The sequence below is a fragment of the Streptomyces sp. NPDC000878 genome, from assembly GCF_053599695.1.
Map to the genome: position 1 here is coordinate 1 of NZ_JBSFMT010000074.1, position 17,134 is coordinate 17,134.

Here is a 17,134-nt window from a genome sequence, read left to right on the forward strand (position 1 = left end):
TCCGGCGTTTGAGGACGAGCGCGTTCAGCGCGACAAAGGGGGGTCTGGGGGCGCAGCCCCCAGAAGGATGGGACGGGTAAGGGCGGCGGGGGCGAGAAAACTCCACCCGCACCCCACGTCCTCAGATCCGCCGCCGAGCCTTCCGAGCCCGCCGAACCACCGCAGCCGCACCCAACAACGCCACCGTCGCCCCCGCAGCCCCCGCCGCAGTCGCGTCCTTCCGCCCAAGCCGCCGCCCAGCAACCGTATGCCGCCCGGCAACCTCCTCAAGCAGCTCCGCGAGCACCTCCTCGTTGCTCCACTGAGGCCGCCACCCGGCATCGTGCAACCGGCTCCCGCTCACCACCCAGGGATACATCGTGTACGCCAGATCCCCGGCCGGAGAGGGCGTGAGCCCGATCCGGTGCAGCCGCGCAGCAGCGCCCAGAGCGACAGCGGACGGCAGCTCCATGCGCCGGATCCCGCTCAGCTCCTCGACCTCCTCCTGCTCCAGCCACCCGTCGCACCCGACAGCCAGCTCCCCCTCGACCTTCTCCAGCACCGCGAACTCCAGAGCGCTGCACAGATCCTCGACGTGACAGAACTGCCACGCGGGCCGCGACCCGGCCACGACAAGCAGCCGAGGCGACTCGAAGTACCTGGTCAGAGCGGTGTCCGTGCCCCCGATCAGCACCGCGGGCCGTACCACCGTCACATTGAGCCCGGGATGCGCCCGGGGCGCGCGCCGGGCGAGCCGCTCGATCTCGAGCAGGTCTCCGACACCCGTCGCCTCGGCGGTCGCCCGCAGCTCGGCGTCCTCCGCCAGCGGCAGTTCGTTGTCCGGCAGCGCCCCGTAGACCATCGCCGACGTGCACAGCACGACCCGGTGCACCCCGGCCGCGGCGGCAGCCGTCAGCACGGTCTGCGTCCCGCGCACGTTGTACGCCGTTCGGGCCGCCCCGTCCGTCTCGAGGTCCAGGTCGACGGCCAGATGCACCACGACGTCGGCGCCGCGCAGCTTCTCCGCGATGGCCGGATCGCGTACGTCGAGGATGTGCCACTGCGCCGCCGCGCACTCGCCGCGCCGCTCGTCGATGGCGACGACCTGCTTGATCTCTTCGGATGCGGCGAGCCGCTCGGTGAGCAGCGCCCCGATGCCGGTCGCGGCACCGGTGACCGCGACGACCGGCCCCCGTACGGCCGGGTTGGTTGAGTGGTTTCGCGCTGCGCGAACCTGCGGATCTGGGGAACTCACCGGCGTCTCCAGCGGTTGTCTTCAGTAAGGACGCGCGTGACGCGTACGTACCAGGTGACATCCATCCTGCCGCAGGCCAGGAGTCGGCGGAGCATCGAGCCCCACAACCGGCCGCGGTGTCTAGGCTGGGTGGTGTTGTCGGGCAGCCGCCGTCGAAGAGCCGACGGCCTTACCAGCCGAGGAATCCCGTGAGTGACACCCCATTCGGATTCGGCCTTCCGCCGGAGGAGCCGGAGAACGGCGACGAGGGCAAGAAGAAGGACCCGCAGAGCGGCGGTGGTCAGGGACCGTTCGGTTTCGGACTGCCCGGCTTCGGCGGCCCCGGAGGCGATAATCCGCTCTCAGCCATGTTCGGGTCCATGAACCCCAACGACCTGGGCGCCGCGTTCCAGCAGCTGGGCCAGATGCTCTCGTACGAGGGTGGTCCGGTGAACTGGGACATGGCCAAGCAGATCGCCCGCCAGACGGTCTCCCAGGGGACGTCCGACGGTGTCAAGGACTCCAGCATCGGCCCCGCCGAGCGCACGGCGGTCGAAGAGGCCGTCCGGCTGGCGGACCTGTGGCTGGACGACGCGACGTCGCTGCCGTCCGGGGCGGGATCCGCCGTGGCGTGGAGCCGCGCGGAGTGGGTCGAGGCGACCCTGCCCGCCTGGAAGGAGCTGGTCGACCCGGTCGCCGAGCGCGTCGGCGCGGCCATGGGCGATGTCCTGCCCGAGGAGATGCAGGCCATGGCGGGCCCGCTGATCGGCATGATGCGCTCCATGGGCGGCGCCATGTTCGGTACGCAGATCGGGCAAGCCGTCGGGGTGCTCGCGGGCGAGGTCGTCGGCTCGACGGACATCGGTCTGCCGCTGGGCCCTGCGGGCCGGGCCGCGCTGCTGCCGGCGAACATCGAGGCGTTCGGCAAGGACCTGAGTGTGCCGCAGGAGGAGGTGCGGCTGTATCTCGCCCTGCGCGAGGCCGCCCACCAGCGCCTGTTCGCCCATGTGCCGTGGCTGCGCTCGCACCTGTTCGGCGCGGTCGAGGGCTACGCGCGCGGGATCAAGGTCGACACGGCCAAGCTGGAGGACGTGGTCGGCCAGTTCGACCCGCAGAACCCGGAGCAGCTTCAGGAAGCGCTCCAGCAGGGCATGTTCCAGCCGGAGGACACCCCGGAGCAGAAGGTCGCCCTGGCCCGTCTGGAGACGGCGCTGGCCCTTGTGGAGGGCTGGGTGGACGCGGTCGTGCACGCGGCGGCCAAGCCCCGTCTGACGTCCGCGGACGCGCTGCGTGAGACCCTGCGCCGCCGTCGTGCCTCGGGCGGCCCGGCCGAGCAGACGTTCGCCACGCTGATCGGCCTGGAGCTGCGCCCGCGCCGGCTGCGCGACGCCTCGCGTCTGTGGGCGTCGCTGACGGACGCGCGCGGTGTCGACGGCCGTGACGGCCTGTGGGCCCACCCGGACATGCTGCCGACGGCCTCCGACCTGGACGACCCGGACGGCTTCGTGCACCGCGAGCAGCTGGACTTCTCGGAGCTGGACAAGATGCTCGGCGAGGCGGCGGGCGGCCCCGTCGACAAGCCGAACCTGAAGAAGGACGACGACTCCGAGTGACGCTCCACGGCAACGCGGTCCAGGTGCTGGAAAAGTATGAGGATCAGCAGGATCTCCGTCAGGTCTACCTGGACCATCTGGACGGCCATCCCGACGGGATGTGGAAGGGCTGCAAGGACGGACACATCACAGCCAGCGCTCTGGTGATCGACCCGGAGCGTGAGCGGGTCCTGCTCACGCTCCACAAGAAGCTGCGGATGTGGCTCCAGATGGGCGGGCACTGCGAGCAGGGCGACAACACGCTGGCGGATGCCGCGCTCCGCGAGGCCACGGAGGAGTCCGGCATCCCCTCGCTGCGGCTGCTCCAGAGCACTCCGGTCCGCCTGGACCGGCACCACACGCCCTGCGCCTGGCACCTGGACGTGCAGTATGCCGCCGTGGCCCCGAGGGGAGCCGTGGAAGCGATCAGCGACGAGTCGCTGGACCTGCGCTGGTTCGCCTACGCCCAGGTGGCGGACGTAGCGGACGGCTCAGTCGTACGACTGCTCGAAGCAACGCGCGCCAGACTGTGAACGCGTAAGGGGCGACCGCCCATGGTGGTCGCCCCTTACATGTCCGATGCGGCTAGCTCCAGGCGTTGCCCTGGTTCTGCGCCCGGGCCCCCTGCTGCCCCATACCGAACTGGGCAGCGGCGCCCTGGCCGATCTGGGCGTTCTGCGGCGGCAGCAGCTCGCTGGGCTGGACCAGCGCGTAGCCGCTGCCCATGAAGCTGAGTTCCCAGCCCTCACCGGTGTTGCCGCGGCGCCGCCACACTCCGGAGGTGTGCGTCTGGGCCTGCATCTGCACGCGCAGGCCCGTCGACCAGGCGACGATCGCGTCGGCGTCGCAGTTGACGTACTTGTCCGGTGTCACCTGCATCATCAGCGGCGCGCCCGAGGTCATCAGGGCGACCCTGCCGCGGCCGGTGATGTTGAGCTGGTACTTCCCTGAACCGGAGATGCCGTACAGGCTGTCCACGGCGATGACCTCGTGGTGCAGCCCGGAGTCCATCGCCAGCACGTAACTGCTGTCGACCGTCAGACCGTCCTGTTCCACGTCCACCACATGGATGTGCTGGGCGAGGTTGGCGAGATAGACCGTGCCCTGCCCGTGGCAGCGCATCAGGTCCAGACCCTCGCCCGTGCGCGCGCGGGCGCGCCCCTGGTTGCTGCTCTGGTACTCGGCGTCGAACTCGACGAGACCCTGATAGGCGACCATGGTGCCCTTGCGGGCGAGGATGTCGTCGTGGCCCTCCAGGACCACGCGCAGCATCTGCTTGCTCTGCAGGCTCCAGCGTTCCTGGGTCTGCGAGTCGTTGTGCGCGAAAAGTGAGCTCTGCATGGCGTTTCTGGCTCCCCCTCAGCCCCGGATCCGGAGACGGTCGGTGCTGTCCTCGCTGGGCTGGACGACGACGATGCCCTGGCCGGAGAAGGCCATCTGGTAGGCCTCGCCACTGCCCCGGCCGATGAGCGACTGCGCCTTGAAGCTGCGCTTGCCCTTCACCTTGAGGTTCGGGGACCAGGCGACGAGCGCGTCCGGGTCGACGTACGTCTCGTCGTCGCCGCCACCGCAGTCGACGACGATCGGCTTGCCCCGGGAGGTCAGGGCGACCCAGCCCTGCCCGGAGATCCTGGTGTTCCACAGACCCTGCCCGGCGAACTTCGCCAGCCCCTTGACCCGCTCGACGCCCCAGGTGAGGTGTGCGTCGAAGGCGAGCAGGTTGGTGGCGTTGACGGAGATGCCGTCGCCGTTGAGGTTGATCACGATCACGTTCGCGCCGTAGTCGGCGAGATAGAGCAGGCCGTCCCCTGAGCACTTCATCAGGGGCGCGCCCTCGCCGGTCATCCAGTCCTTGGCGATCTGGCGTACGGCCGGCGGGTTGGGCTCGTACTGGACGAAGCCTTCGTAGGCGACCATCGACCCCACGCGCGCGAGGAGGTCGTTTCCGGTCTGCATGGCGACCTTCAGCATGTGGTTGCCGTGGTTGTCCATGCGGGCGGTGACGGGTGCGGGAGCATAGCCCGCGAGCGGCTGGTTCATGACGGGCTCCCTCAGACCTCGTACGGCTGGACGACGATGAAGTTGCCGGGCGCGCCCCGGAACTGGAGATTGACGCTCTCTCCGGTGTCGCCGGGGTAGGCGTTGCGGCGCATCCGCACCTGGCTGGAGACGACCACCTGGGAGGCGGCCGACCAGGCGACCACCGCGTTGCAGTCGGCGAACGTGGTGGGCGTGACGGGCAGCACCACGGGCGTGCCGTGCGTCTTCACGACGATCGTGCCTGTGCCCTGGAACTGCATCGTGAACAGAGCACCACCGGGGATGCCGTGTCCCTCGACGCGGCGGACCTCGTACTGGAGGCTCTCGTCGAAGGCGAGGACGTTCTCGGCGGAGACGCAGATCGCGTCCCCCTGAAGCTCCACAGGGTGCAGATGGGTGGAGTTGTCGGCGAGGAACACCTGGCCCTGGCCGGTACAGCGCATCAGCTGCATCTCCTGGCCGGTCGCGTTGCCCACGATCCGGCCGGCGAATCCGGCGCCCTTGTAGCTGAAGTCGACCTTGCCCTGGTAGAGCACCATGCTGCCCTGCCGGGCCAGCACGGGCTGGCCGCCGATGCCCAGGTCGACACGGATCAGCTTCTTGCTCTGCTGCGTCCAGCGCTGCCCGGTCGGCGTCTCCTTGAACTGCTGGAGCGCGGCCGTGACGCCGGGGTTCTGTCCGGCGCCCTGTGGCACCCCATAGGACGCCTGCTGACCGGGGGCCTGCCCGAGCGGCGGCTGCTGACCGTAGCCGGGAGGACCGGGAGGACCGGGAGGACCTGCCGGGGCCTGGGGCGCCTGCGGCTGGCCGTAGCCAGGGGGCAGCGACCCGGTCTGGCCGGGTACCTGGCCGTACGGAGCCTGCGGGGGCCCCGGCTGTCCGTAGGGCGCGGGTGCCGGAGCCGGGGGCGGTACCTGGGCACCGCCGGGCGGTGTCAGGGGCGCGACGATGGTGGGGGCCGCGTGCATGGCCGGCACGGGGGCGGGAGCCGGGGGCGCGGGCGCCGGAGCCGGGGGCGCGAAACCCTGGGCGGCGGGCTGCGGAGCGGCCGGAGCCGGTGCCGGAACGCCGAACGCGGGAGGCGCGAACCCGGGAGCGGCACCGGACTGGGGCTGCTGCGTAGCCGGGGTCTCCTCCTCGGCGACCTCCCCGCCGAAGTTCTTCAGTAGTGCGTCGAGGCCGCCGTCGAAACCCTGTCCGACCGCGGCGAACCGCCACACGTCCTTCAGGTAGAAGTCGCCCAGCATCACGGCCCGCTCGGTGGAGAACTCCGAGCCGTCGAAGGAGTAGCGGGCCACCTCCTCGCCGCCGGCGACGATACGGACGTATCCGGGGGCGATCTGCGACATCTGCCCGGCGCCGTCGAGCGTGGCCGTGAACGACAGTTTCTGGATCTGCGGCGGGATCCGGTCGAGCGTGACGCGGAAGGACTCCGTGTCGCCCGCCTGAGCGCCCAGGAGCTGGATGGACTCCTCGGGAGACTTCGGCTGGTTGAAGAAGACGAAGTACCGGTCGTCCGAGAGCTGCTCGTCGGCGTCGAGGCCGAAGCAGCTGATGTCGAAGGTCAGCCCCGGTCCGGAGATCTGCACACCTACGTACAGATCCGTGCCCGCGGTGAGATCACTGATCCTGGCCTTGTGGCCGCGTTGGAATTCCCTGGCCATGCGTACCGACCGTCCCCCATCCCGAATGCCGAATGCGTCGGGTCAGGCTAACGGCTAATTCCGGACGCGGCCGAAGCCGGTACAAACCCGGTACACAACCCGCGTCACCGCCGTGCGTCTGCCGCCCGGAGATCAGTCCCCGCGCGCGGAGGGCGGATGCGGCAGCCGGTCGGCGGCGACCACTCCTTCGAGGTAGCCACGGGCCCGTTCGGTGCGCGGATAGGCGTCCAGGAGCCGCCAGAAGCGGGGCCCGTGTCCGGGTACCAGCAGATGGGCCAGCTCATGGAGGAGGACGTAGTCGACGACGTACTCGGGCATGCCCTGCAGCCGGTGCGACAGACGGATGCTGCCCTCGGCGGGGGTGCACGAGCCCCAGCGCGTGTTCTGATTGGTGACCCAGCGCACCGAGGTGGGCCGGGCTCGGCCGTCGAAGTACTGGGCCGAGAGCTGGTCGGCGCGCTCGGCCAGCTCGGTGTCGCCGGGCACCCGTTTGTGCTTGCTCTCCTGGGCGGCCAGTTTGTCGAGCATGACAGTCACCCAGCGCTGTTCCTCGGCTTCGGACATCCGGGCCGGGATGAGCACGACGGTGCGATCGCCCTCGCGGTACGCGGAGACCGTCCGGCGTCGCCGGGCACTCCTGCGAACCTCGATCGCGCTCGCCCCCGAGCCGCTTGGCGGCTGGCTCGTCGTACTGCGCTGTGGGTTTCCGGCGCGGTGCAGTGGGTCGGCGGGCACGGCACGACGTTACCCGCTGCACATGGGGGAAGTCTTGACTCCGGGACGGTTCGGCGTCGATCCCCCACCATGCGTTTGATTTGTACGACGAATACACACCGCCTGTGGACAACTTTCGACGCCCGATGAGCAAACCCGGCATGCTGGCACTCGTCGGCGGAACGAGCACTGACATCCGCCGACAAACAGGGACTTTCAACGGGGACTTTCTCTGGCTACGGGGGCCTGCCATGCGATCCACCACCACATCTGCGCCTGCGTCGGACACACCGGACACGTCTGTCGCGCTGTCGGACACGACCCACTCGGGTGACACCCGTCCGCGTGTCACCCACCCGATGACGAAGCCCGCGCTGCGGCGCGGCTGGCGGGATCTGAACACGGTCCAGTTCGGGATGACACCCGCACACGCGATGACCCTCGGTCCGATGGACACGGCGACGGGCAGCTTCCTGAACATGCTCGACGGCACTCGCGGACTGTCCCGCCTCCATGAGGAAGGGCACCGCATGGACCTGCCGGCCCACCATGTCGACGCACTGGTGGAGCGGCTGAGCGAGGCGGGCCTCCTCGACGACGCGACAGGCGGCGGCAGGGCCGTCGAAACGCTGCGCGGCAAGAAGAAGGTCCTGGAGCGGCTGGGTCCCGATCTGGCCTCCCTCTCCCTGGTCGCACCGGCACCGGGCGAGGCGATGGCCCGGCTGGCCGCCCGCCGGTCGCTGCGTGTGCAGGTCCGGGGCGCGGGGCGGGTGGGCGCGGTGGTGGCGTCGCTGCTGGCGGGCGCGGGCGTGGGCCATGTCGATGTGCGCGACGGCGGCGTGGTCGAGCCGTGGGACGTCGCACCGGGCGGCCTCCCCGCCGATTCCGTCGGCGAACGCCGGGACGAGTCCGCCCGGCGCGCTGCCCGACGGGCGGCCCCGGACCGCACACCACGGCGTACGGACGCCCAGTCGCCGCCCGGTGAGAGCGACCCCGGTTTCTCCCTGGTGATCCTCGCCCCGCGCGACGACCTCGCCGTGCACGCGCCCGACCCGGCCGCCGCCGAACCACTCGTGACCTCTGGCACACCGCATCTGTACGCCGGTGTCGTGGAGGGAACCGGCGTCGTGGGCCCGCTGGTCCTGCCCGGCGAGACGGCCTGCGCCGGCTGTCTGGACCGGTGGCGCGTCGACCGGGATCCCGTCTGGCCACGCCTGGTCGCACAGTGGCGTTCCGCACGACCACGCCAGGTCAGGGCCTGCGACCTGGCCTTGGCGACGACGGTCGCGGGCCTGACCGCGAGCCACGCGCTCGCCTTCCTGGACGGCAGGACCCCGTCCACCGCGGGTGCCCGCTGGGAGGTCTCCGTCCCCGGTCTCGACTGGCACGCCCGCCCGGTCTGGGCACACCCCGCATGTCCCTGCGGCGCCGAGGAGAAAAGTAAGAAGGCGGAACGCACCTCGGAGGACGGGGAGTCGCACGAGACAATGGCCGAGCAACGGCCGTCGACTGAGTTACGCCGTAAGGCACACGCGGCGCGGCTGTCCGGAACTTGGAGGGCTCATGTCTGATCTTCCCCGGAAGGCGGTCACCCGTACCGCCAAGCTCGCCGCGCTCCCGCTCGGCATCGCCGGGCGGGCGACCTGGGGACTGGGCAAGCGGATCGTCGGCGAGTCGGCGGACATCGTCGGCCGCGAGCTGCAGCAGCGCACGGCGGAACAGCTGTTCAAGGTCCTCGGCGAGCTGAAGGGCGGCGCGATGAAGTTCGGGCAGGCCCTGTCCGTCTTCGAGTCGGCCTTGCCCGAGGAGGTCGCGGGCCCCTATCGCGCGGCGCTGACGAAGCTCCAGGAAGCGGCCCCGCCGATGCCTACCCGCACGGTGCACTCGGTACTGGAGAAACGGCTCGGTGCGGACTGGCAGGAACTGTTCCTGGAGTTCGAGGAAAAGCCGTCCGCCGCGGCCTCGATCGGCCAGGTGCACCGAGGGGTGTGGCACGACGGACGCGAGGTCGCGGTCAAGGTGCAGTATCCGGGTGCCGGTGAGGCACTGCTCTCCGACCTGAACCAACTGAGCCGCTTCGCCCGCCTGTTGGGCCCCCTCATCCCCGGGATGGACATCAAGCCGCTCATCGCCGAACTCCGGGACCGCGTCTCCGAGGAACTCGACTACGGCCTGGAGGCCCAGGCCCAGCGGGCCCATGCGGCGGAGTTCACGGACGATCCGGACGTCGTGGTGCCGGACGTCGTCCATCAGTGCGAGCAGATCCTGGTGACGGAGTGGATAGACGGCATCCCGCTGTCGGAGGTGATCACCGACGGCACCCAGGAGCAGCGCGACCGCGCGGGCCAGCTGCTGGCCCGGTTCCTCTTCTCAGGCCCCGCCCGCACCGGCCTCCTGCACGCCGATCCGCATCCCGGCAACTTCCGTCTGCTGCCCGGCGGCCCGGCCGGCAAGGACGACTGGCGTCTGGGTGTGCTGGACTTCGGCACCGTCGACCGTCTCCCGGGCGGCCTGCCCCCGACGATCGGCGACTCACTGCGGCTGACCCTGGACGGCCAGGCCGAGGCGGTCTACGAGACCCTCTGCGCGGAAGGCTTCGTCAAGGACTCCATCGACCTGGACCCGGACGCCGTGCTCGACTACCTCATGCCGATCATCGAACCGGCCCAGGCGGACGAGTTCACCTTCACCCGAGGCTGGATGCGCAGTCAGGCGGCCCGCATAGCCGATCCGCGCTCCCCCGCACACCAACTGGGCAAGCGCCTCAACCTGCCCCCGTCGTATCTGCTGATACACCGGGTGACCCTGAGCACCATCGGTGTCCTGTGCCAACTGGGGGCGACGGTCCGTATGCGCGCGGAACTGGAGGAGTGGCTACCGGGTTTCCTGCCGGAGGACCAGGAGGAGGCCTCGGCTGCCGGGGTATGAGCGGCTCACCACCAGGCCGGGTCCAGCCGTCCCTCGATCGCTCTCAGGTTCTCCCGGGCGCATGTGTCGCAGAGGTAGTGACGCGTGCCGTTCTCCACCGAGCAGGTCCAGGTCAGCGGCGGGCCCTCGGCCCGTGTGCCGCAGTGGGCGCACGCGATGGGGTGGGGCTCCGTCGTGGAGCGGCCGTCGTCACCGCCGCCGGGGACGTCATTGCTGCCGGGAACACTCGTCACCAGCCGACGATATCGCTGTGACCGGCGGTCCGGCGGGCACAACGCACTGCGGGGGCCGGTCCGTTCGGACGGACCGGCCCCCGAGGGAAGGGACTGCTGTTACTGCCTGGTTGCCGTGGTCGTTACTGCATGACCGCCATGGCAAGCGCGCGGCGGGCACGCTGCGAGGCGCGCTCGGCCCGGCGCTGGAGCCGGCGGGCGGTCACCACGCGGTGCGCGCGGCGTTCCTGCTCGGCCTCCTGGAGGCGGTCGTGCATATGCGCACGAGCCAGGGCTTCTGGGATGAGTTGCATCTCTCGGGTCCTGTTCTGGCGCGAGTCGTTCGCACCGGTGGTGGTGAAGTCCGGGGTCGCGGAGCCGACGGGCTCGCTGGTGGTCGGCGTCATCGGGGCCTGCTTCTTGGGGTCGTGCGTGAAGGGACGGTCGATCGTTCCTGCGGTGTTCATGCCGTGACCGGGTTCTTGCGCGGACGGCCACGCGGCCGCTTGCGGGCCACGACGACACCCTGGACGAACAGTTCGCCGCCCCAGACGCCCCAGGGCTCACGCCGCTCCTTGGCGCCGGCGAGGCAGGCCTCCATCAGCGGGCAGGTACGGCAGAGGGACTTGGCGTACTCGACATCGGCCGGCGACTCGGCGAAGAAGACCTCCGGGTCGTAGGAACGGCAGGGGACGGGTACGCCGAGGTTCTCGATGGCGTCGTCGAGCGCGGTGAGCGCAGTGAGCGGGATCAAGGTGGAGTCCTCCGTGAGGCCGGGCGGGGGGATCGTTTCGGAAGGCGGTACGGACGGGGCGTGCGCTTCGAGTTGCACGGTTCGTCTTCCTCGTCTGTTCGTCCCGGCCCTGTTGGGCCGGTGTGGCTGGTACCGGCGGGTTTTCTCTTGTCCCGAGGCCCCTTCACTCCGTCGTCCCCGTTCGGGGAAAACAGAAGGGCCGCGGATCCCGGATGGGGTTCCGCGGCCCTGAAGGCGCCGGCCTGATCAATCAGGCTGGATCACTCCAGGGTTCTGGCCCACGGAAGGCCCACATCGTGTGGTGCTGCGTCGTCTGCTTGAGGGATCCGGCACCGGCCGCAAAGGCATAGGCCGGGGCCTTTGCCACTACTGCTCCTGCTTCCAGTGCCTTGCTCGGTCGCTCATTGCGCTCACGGACAGGGAGACCCGCGAGAGACACGGAGGACGCCGGCCGGACGGCAGGAATGCCGGACAGACCGGTGCCCAGGTCCGAGACGCCGAGCATGCACAGGGAGACGGCCGAGAGATCGGTCATTTTGACCTCGCTGACAGAGCTGGTGTAGATGCTGATCACTGGACTCGCCTCCTCTCGGCGTCTTGGGGGACTGGGGTGAACCAGTCCAACGGATATACGACTATGAAGTACAGCACGGATCCAGGTCTTCTGAGAAGACTCCGTGCCCGTGGCTAAGAACCTATGGGGATTGCCGGGGCATGCGCAAACCATTTTTCCGACGAGTTTGAATCAGTCACTCCCGATCTCCCCCTCAACTTGCTGACCTGCACAGATGGCCAGCACATCGGCTCCGTACCGGTTGAGCTTGCGCACTCCGACGCCGGGGATGCGGGCCAACTCCCCTTCTTCGTCCGGGACGGTCTCCGCGATCGCCATCAGGGTCCGGTCGGTGAAGACGCAGAAGGCGGGCTGCCCACTGCGCGCCGCCTGGACCGCCCGCCACTCGCGCAGCCGCTCGTAGAGGCCCTCGTCCATGTCGGAGGGGCACTCGTCGCAGCGCATCAGTTTCATCTCGCCCGCGTCGGTCAGCGTGCGCCCGCAGACCCGGCAGCGGGCCGGGGTTCTCTGGGTCCGGCGCGGGGCGGCGCCGGGGCTGCCGCCGAAGCCGCGCTCGATGCCGCCGGGACCGGCCGTGCCCGTCCGCAGGGCGGTGGTGACGGAGCCGGGGCGCAGGCCGTCGAGAAAGCGGCTGGGACGGCGGTTCGGGCGGCCTCCGGGCGCGCGGGAGAGAGCCCAGGAGACATGGAGGCGTTCCCGCGCGCGGGTCACACCGACATAGAGGAGACGGCGTTCCTCCTCGATCTGCTCGTCCGTCTTTGCGTAGGTGATCGGCATCATGCCCTCGGCGACTCCGACGACGAAGACGACGTCCCATTCCAGGCCCTTGGCCGAATGGAGGGAGGCGAGGGTGACACCCTGCACGGTCGGGGCGTGCTGGGCGTTCGCCCGCTCGTCGAGTTCGGCGACGAGGTCGGAGAGCGTGGCACCCGGTTTCGCGGCGGTGAAGTCATGCGCGAGGTTCACCAGTGCGGCCAGCGACTCCCAGCGCTCTCTGACGGCGCCGGAGCCCGCGGGCGGCTCGCTCGTCCAGCCCTCCCCCGACAGCACGGCACGCACCTGGGAAGGCAGGTCGACCACGTCGTCCAGCAGGGAGTCGTTGCCTCCGAAGCGGGCGGCGGCGCGCAGTGCGCTGATGGCCTTGCGCACCTCGGGCCGGTCGAAGAACCGTTCGGCGCCACGCAGCTGGTAGGGGACTCCGGCGTCGGCGAGGGCCTGTTCGTACGTCTCGGACTGGGCGTTCGTCCGGAACAGGATGGCGATCTCGCCCGCCGGGACCCCAGCGGCGACCAGGTCTCGGATGCGGCGGGCGGCGCCTTCGGCCTCGGCGGGTTCGTCGGCGTACTCGGTGTAGCCGGGCTCGGGTCCCGGGTCGCGCTGGGAGATCAGTTCCAGGCGGTGTTCCGCGGCGCGGCCCCGGGCCTGGGCGAGCAGCCCGTTGGCGAGGTGGACGACCTGGGGGGTGGAGCGGTAGTCGCGGACCAGCTTGACGACGGTGGCACCGGGGTGGCGGGTGCGGAAGTCGAGCAGATGGTCCGGAGTTGCTCCTGTGAACGAGTAGATGGTCTGGCTGGCGTCGCCGACCACGCACAGGTTGTCCCGCTCCCCGAGCCACAGCTCCAGCAGCCGCTGCTGCAGCGGGCTGACGTCCTGGTACTCGTCGACCACGAAGTGCTGGTACTGCGAGCGGACCTGTTCGGCGATGTCGCGCCGGTCCTGGAGGACGGCGACGGTGAGCAGCAGGACATCCTCGAAGTCGATGACGGAGCGGTCCCGCTTGAGGTCCTCGTAGGTGGCGTAGATCTGGGCGATCTCGGCCGGGTCGCGGGGGGCGACGCGGCCGGTCTTGACGACGGAGGGCGCGTAGTCGGCGGGGACGGTCTGGGTGACCTTGGACCATTCGATCTCGGCGGTGACGTCCCGCAGTTCGCCCCGGTCGAGGCGGATGCGGCAGGCTGCCGCGGCATCGGCGACGAGCTGGATCTTGCGGTCGACGATGCGGGGCATGGAGCCGCCGACCGCCTTCGGCCAGAAGTACTGGAGCTGGCGCAGCGCGGCCGAGTGGAAGGTGCGCGCCTGGACTCCGCCCGCGCCGAGCTGGCGCAGCCGCCCGCGCATCTCACCGGCGGCGCGGTTGGTGAAGGTGACGGCGAGCACGCTGGAGGGCTGGAGGATTCCGGCGCGCACGCCGTAGGCGATGCGGTGGGTGATCGCCCGTGTCTTTCCCGTGCCGGCGCCTGCCAGCACGCACACCGGACCGTGCAGGGCGGTGGCCACTTCGCGCTGCTCGGGATCGAGTCCGTCGAGCACCGCGTCGGCCGAATCCGGAACCTGCGGGAAAAGGGTGGAGTGCGTTGCTGCTGTCACACGGCCATGCTGCCAGGTCGCCGGAGACGGGTGAGCCGGTTGTCCACAGGCACCCCCTTGCAGTCGTACTAATTCTGGTGGGCGTCCGCCTCGGATACCCCCCTCGGGAATGGCGGAAGGGTCGCGTACGTTCCACCACAGCGAGCACCCGTCCCCCGAACTGCTGAGGAGCGCGAGAGACATGCCGGGCACTGTGACGATGTACAGCACCACGTGGTGCGGCTACTGCCGTCGGCTGAAGAGCCAGATGGACCGTGAGGGCATCGCGTACAACGAGATCAACATCGAGCAGGACCCGGAGTCCGCGGCGTTCGTGGAGAAGGCGAACGGCGGCAACCAGACGGTTCCGACGGTGCTGGTGGTTCCCTCCAACGACGGCCCCGAGGTCGTGATGACGAACCCGAGCCTCGCGCAGGTGAAGCAGGCCCTCAGCGCCTGACCCCGCGTGTCCCCGACCCCCGACCGGCCCGGCGGCCGTGCGGGGGTCTTCGCATGCCGGGAGCACCGGACGAGAGCGGCTCAGAGGCCGTGCTCGTGAGTCCTCACGGGTCAGAGTGCGCTGCCCGGCTTCGGCAGGGGCTTGCCGTACCAGAGTTCGATCAGGCGGGCCGCGATCGAGATCCCGTACGGCGGGAGAACCTCGCCGGACTCGAAGCCCGCGCGCAGTTCCTCGCGGGAGAACCAGCGGGCCTCGTGGATCTCGTCGCCGTCGACCTCGATGTCGGTGGAGGCGGCGCGGGCCATGAAGCCGAGCATGAGGCTGGACGGGAACGGCCAGGGCTGGCTGGCGACGTACTCGACGTGGCCGACGAGGATGCCGGCCTCCTCGAACACCTCGCGGCGCACCGACTGTTCGATGGACTCGCCGGGCTCGACGAAACCGGCGAGCGTCGAGAAGCGGCCTTCGGGCCAGTGGACCTGGCGGCCGAGGAGGATGCGGTCCTCCTCGTCGGTGACGGCCATGATCACCGCCGGGTCGGTGCGCGGGTAGTGCTCGGCGCCGCAGGCCGGGCAGCGGCGGATGTGGCCGGCGGCGGCGATGACGGTGCGCTCGCCGCAGCGGGAGCAGAAACGGTGCAGCCGCTGCCAGTTCTCCAGAGCGACGGCGTGCACCATCAGCCCCGCGTCCTGGGGCGAGAGGAGCAGGCCGGCCTCGCGCAGGCCGGCGGGGCGCGCCGACTGGTCCATACGGCCGGGCAGGGCGTCCTTCTGAAGGGCGAAGTAGCTGGTGCCGTCCTCGTCCTTGCCGAGGAAGTAGCGGTGCGCCTCGGTGAGGGGTGCTTCGAAGGAGGGGGTCATGACGAGTTCGGTACGTCCGTCGGACGTCTCGTCGATGAGGACCTGGCCGCCGGAGACCACGAAGCAGCGGGTGGTGGGGTGACTCCACGCCGCGGCGAGCCAGGCCTCGTCGAGCCGGTGGTGCGCGGCCCGGTCGATGCCGCTGGGGGCCGTGAGCGAGATGGGGCGGTCGGCGGTGTGGTCGGTCCAGGTGGTCACAGGTGCTTCCAACTCCCCCGGTGGAACGGATATTTCGGCGGGCGGTTCGGCGGGATGTGGGTGGAGACGCGTGGGGGGCGGTGGTTTTCGGGCGGGCACGCGCACGTGCGGGGCAGTGCTTCCAGTGTGCCCCGGGGCTGCTGCCGGGCCGGGCCGCGCGGGGTCGTCAGGACTCATGACGCCAGTTCCCGGCCAGGTCGCCCCAGAGGTGAGCGGTGGTCTCGACGCCCTTGAGGAGCAGGTCGATCTCCACCTTCTCGTTCGGGGCGTGCCAGCCGTCTGAGGGGACGGAGATGCCCAGGAAGAGCACGGGGGCTCCGAGGACGTCCTGGAGGTCGGCGGCCGGGCCGCTGCCGCCCTCGCGCGTGTAGCGGACCGGTTTGCCGAAGGCGCGGCTCATGGCGCGTACGACGGACTGCAGGGCGGGGTGGTCCAGCGGGGTCAGGCACGGGCGCGTGGCCGCCGCGAACGTGATCCTGTGGCGGATTCCAGCGGGAACACGGTCCGCGGTCCAGTCGCGGACGATCTTCTCGATGTGGTCGGGGTCCTGGCCGGCGACCAGCCGGAAGGAGAGCTTCACCATGGCCGAGGCCGGGACGATGGTCTTGCTGCCGGGGCCCTGGTAGCCGCCGCCGATGCCGTTGACCTCGGCGGTGGGGCGTGTCCAGACGCGCTCCAGGGTGGTGTGTCCGGCTTCGCCGTGGGTGGCGTACGACTTGGCGGTGCGCAGCCATCCCTGCTCGTCGAAGGGCAGTTCGGCGAGGAGTTCGCGCTCGCGGTCGCTGAGTTCGGTGACGCCGTCGTAGAAGCCGGGGATGGTCACGCGCGCGTGCTCGTCGTGCAGTGCGGCGACGAGGCGGGCGACGGCGGTCGCCGGGTTGGGCACGGCGCCGCCGAAGGAGCCGGAGTGGATGTCCTGGTCGGGCCCGTGGAGCTGGATCTCGCATTCGGCGAGGCCGCGCATGCCGGTGCACACGGTGGGGGTGTCCTCGGCCCACATGCCGGTGTCGGAGACGATCACGGCGTCGGCGGCGAGCCGGTCGGCGTGCTCCTCGACGAGGGCACGGAAGTGGATGGAGCCCGACTCCTCCTCGCCCTCGACGAGCATCTTCAGGTGGACGGCGGGCGCGGTGCGGCCGGTGGTGGCGAGGTGGGCGCGGACGCCGAGTGTGTGGAAGAACACCTGACCCTTGTCGTCGGCGGCCCCGCGCGCGTGGAGGCGGTTGCCCTTGACGACCGGTTCGAAGGGGTCGCTGTCCCAGCCGTCCTCGCGGGCGGCGGGCTGGACGTCGTGATGTCCGTAGACGAGGACCGTGGGGGCGTCGGGGTCCTCGGCGGGCCATTCCGCGAAGACTGCCGGAGCGCCCGGGGTCGCCCAGACCTCGACGGTCGGGAAGCCGGTTTCCCGGAGTTTGGCGGCGAGCCAGTCGGCACTTCGGCGCACATCGGCGGCATGGTCGGGCTGGGCCGACACGGACGGGATGCGCAGCCACTCGGCGAGGTCGTCGAGGAAGGCCGCGCGGTGCTGCTCGATGTACGTACGGACGGCGCTGACGTCACTGTCAACGGGATGGCTCAT

17 protein-coding genes are annotated in these 17,134 nt (G+C 70.3%); 5 read left to right on the plus strand and 12 right to left on the minus strand.

What is annotated here, in order from left to right; all coding sequences use genetic code 11:
- Positions 1 to 121: 121 nt before the first annotated feature.
- Positions 122 to 1,234 (minus strand): SDR family oxidoreductase, encoded by a 1,113-nt coding sequence (locus ACWDR4_RS40770; RefSeq protein WP_450416066.1) that lies wholly within the window; start codon positions 1,232 to 1,234, stop codon positions 122 to 124.
- A 188-nt stretch (positions 1,235 to 1,422) separates the two neighbouring features.
- Between ACWDR4_RS40770 and ACWDR4_RS40775 the strand changes: the two genes are divergently transcribed.
- On the plus strand, positions 1,423 to 2,826 hold the full coding sequence (locus tag ACWDR4_RS40775) for a zinc-dependent metalloprotease (RefSeq protein ID WP_450416068.1): 1,404 nt from the start codon (positions 1,423 to 1,425) through the stop codon (positions 2,824 to 2,826).
- A complete protein-coding gene (locus tag ACWDR4_RS40780; protein ID WP_450416070.1) occupies positions 2,823 to 3,338 on the plus strand; it encodes an NUDIX hydrolase in 516 nt (171 codons plus the stop codon). Before ACWDR4_RS40775 ends, ACWDR4_RS40780 begins: the two co-directional genes overlap by 4 nt.
- A 52-nt stretch (positions 3,339 to 3,390) precedes the next feature.
- Here ACWDR4_RS40780 and ACWDR4_RS40785 read toward each other — a convergent pair whose 3' ends face one another.
- The 4 genes from ACWDR4_RS40785 to ACWDR4_RS40800 form a co-directional block, all read right to left on the minus strand.
- Positions 3,391 to 4,146 (minus strand): AIM24 family protein, encoded by a 756-nt coding sequence (locus ACWDR4_RS40785; protein ID WP_450416071.1) that lies wholly within the window; start codon positions 4,144 to 4,146, stop codon positions 3,391 to 3,393.
- Between the two features lie 18 nt (positions 4,147 to 4,164).
- Positions 4,165 to 4,845 carry an AIM24 family protein gene (locus tag ACWDR4_RS40790; protein WP_450416072.1) on the minus strand — a complete coding sequence of 227 codons (681 nt, stop codon included), beginning with the start codon at positions 4,843 to 4,845 and terminating at the stop codon, positions 4,165 to 4,167.
- An 11-nt stretch (positions 4,846 to 4,856) separates the two neighbouring features.
- Positions 4,857 to 6,509 (minus strand): TerD family protein, encoded by a 1,653-nt coding sequence (locus ACWDR4_RS40795; RefSeq protein ID WP_450416074.1) that lies wholly within the window; start codon positions 6,507 to 6,509, stop codon positions 4,857 to 4,859.
- 132 nt (positions 6,510 to 6,641) lie between these two features.
- Complete coding sequence (locus ACWDR4_RS40800) at positions 6,642 to 7,244, minus strand: M48 metallopeptidase family protein (RefSeq protein ID WP_450416076.1); 603 nt, start codon at positions 7,242 to 7,244, stop codon at positions 6,642 to 6,644.
- Positions 7,245 to 7,582: 338 nt separating this feature from the next.
- On the opposite strand from ACWDR4_RS40800, the gene ACWDR4_RS40805 reads away from it, so the two are divergent.
- Both ACWDR4_RS40805 and ACWDR4_RS40810 read left to right on the plus strand, forming a co-directional pair.
- A complete protein-coding gene (locus tag ACWDR4_RS40805) occupies positions 7,583 to 8,794 on the plus strand; it encodes a TOMM precursor leader peptide-binding protein (RefSeq protein WP_450416078.1) in 1,212 nt (403 codons plus the stop codon).
- Complete coding sequence (locus ACWDR4_RS40810; protein WP_450416080.1) at positions 8,787 to 10,151, plus strand: ABC1 kinase family protein; 1,365 nt, start codon at positions 8,787 to 8,789, stop codon at positions 10,149 to 10,151. The genes ACWDR4_RS40805 and ACWDR4_RS40810 overlap by 8 nt, the downstream gene beginning before the upstream one ends.
- A gap of 5 nt (positions 10,152 to 10,156) precedes the next feature.
- Here ACWDR4_RS40810 and ACWDR4_RS40815 read toward each other — a convergent pair whose 3' ends face one another.
- The 5 genes from ACWDR4_RS40815 to ACWDR4_RS40835 all read right to left on the minus strand — a co-directional run bounded on the left by ACWDR4_RS40815 (position 10,157) and on the right by ACWDR4_RS40835 (position 14,058).
- The gene (locus tag ACWDR4_RS40815; RefSeq protein WP_450416081.1) at positions 10,157 to 10,384 is read right to left on the minus strand and encodes a hypothetical protein; all 228 of its coding nucleotides are present in this window, start codon (positions 10,382 to 10,384) and stop codon (positions 10,157 to 10,159) included.
- 122 nt (positions 10,385 to 10,506) lie between these two features.
- Complete coding sequence (locus ACWDR4_RS40820) at positions 10,507 to 10,830, minus strand: hypothetical protein (RefSeq protein WP_450416082.1); 324 nt, start codon at positions 10,828 to 10,830, stop codon at positions 10,507 to 10,509.
- Positions 10,827 to 11,195 (minus strand): WhiB family transcriptional regulator, encoded by a 369-nt coding sequence (locus ACWDR4_RS40825; protein WP_020119791.1) that lies wholly within the window; start codon positions 11,193 to 11,195, stop codon positions 10,827 to 10,829. Before ACWDR4_RS40825 ends, ACWDR4_RS40820 begins: the two co-directional genes overlap by 4 nt.
- A 172-nt stretch (positions 11,196 to 11,367) precedes the next feature.
- Complete coding sequence (locus ACWDR4_RS40830; protein WP_389348637.1) at positions 11,368 to 11,691, minus strand: hypothetical protein; 324 nt, start codon at positions 11,689 to 11,691, stop codon at positions 11,368 to 11,370.
- Between the two features lie 171 nt (positions 11,692 to 11,862).
- A complete protein-coding gene (locus tag ACWDR4_RS40835; RefSeq protein ID WP_450416084.1) occupies positions 11,863 to 14,058 on the minus strand; it encodes an ATP-dependent DNA helicase UvrD2 in 2,196 nt (731 codons plus the stop codon).
- A gap of 181 nt (positions 14,059 to 14,239) precedes the next feature.
- Here ACWDR4_RS40835 and ACWDR4_RS40840 point away from each other — a divergent pair, with 181 nt between their 5' ends.
- Positions 14,240 to 14,497, plus strand: a complete 258-nt coding sequence (locus tag ACWDR4_RS40840; protein ID WP_450416085.1) for a mycoredoxin — start codon at positions 14,240 to 14,242, stop codon at positions 14,495 to 14,497.
- Positions 14,498 to 14,607: 110 nt separating this feature from the next.
- Here ACWDR4_RS40840 and nudC read toward each other — a convergent pair whose 3' ends face one another.
- Both nudC and ACWDR4_RS40850 read right to left on the minus strand, forming a co-directional pair.
- On the minus strand, positions 14,608 to 15,555 hold the full coding sequence (gene nudC, locus ACWDR4_RS40845; protein ID WP_450416086.1) for an NAD(+) diphosphatase: 948 nt from the start codon (positions 15,553 to 15,555) through the stop codon (positions 14,608 to 14,610).
- 166 nt (positions 15,556 to 15,721) lie between these two features.
- Entirely contained in the window at positions 15,722 to 17,134 is a 1,413-nt protein-coding gene (locus ACWDR4_RS40850; RefSeq protein ID WP_450416088.1) for a dipeptidase, read from the minus strand.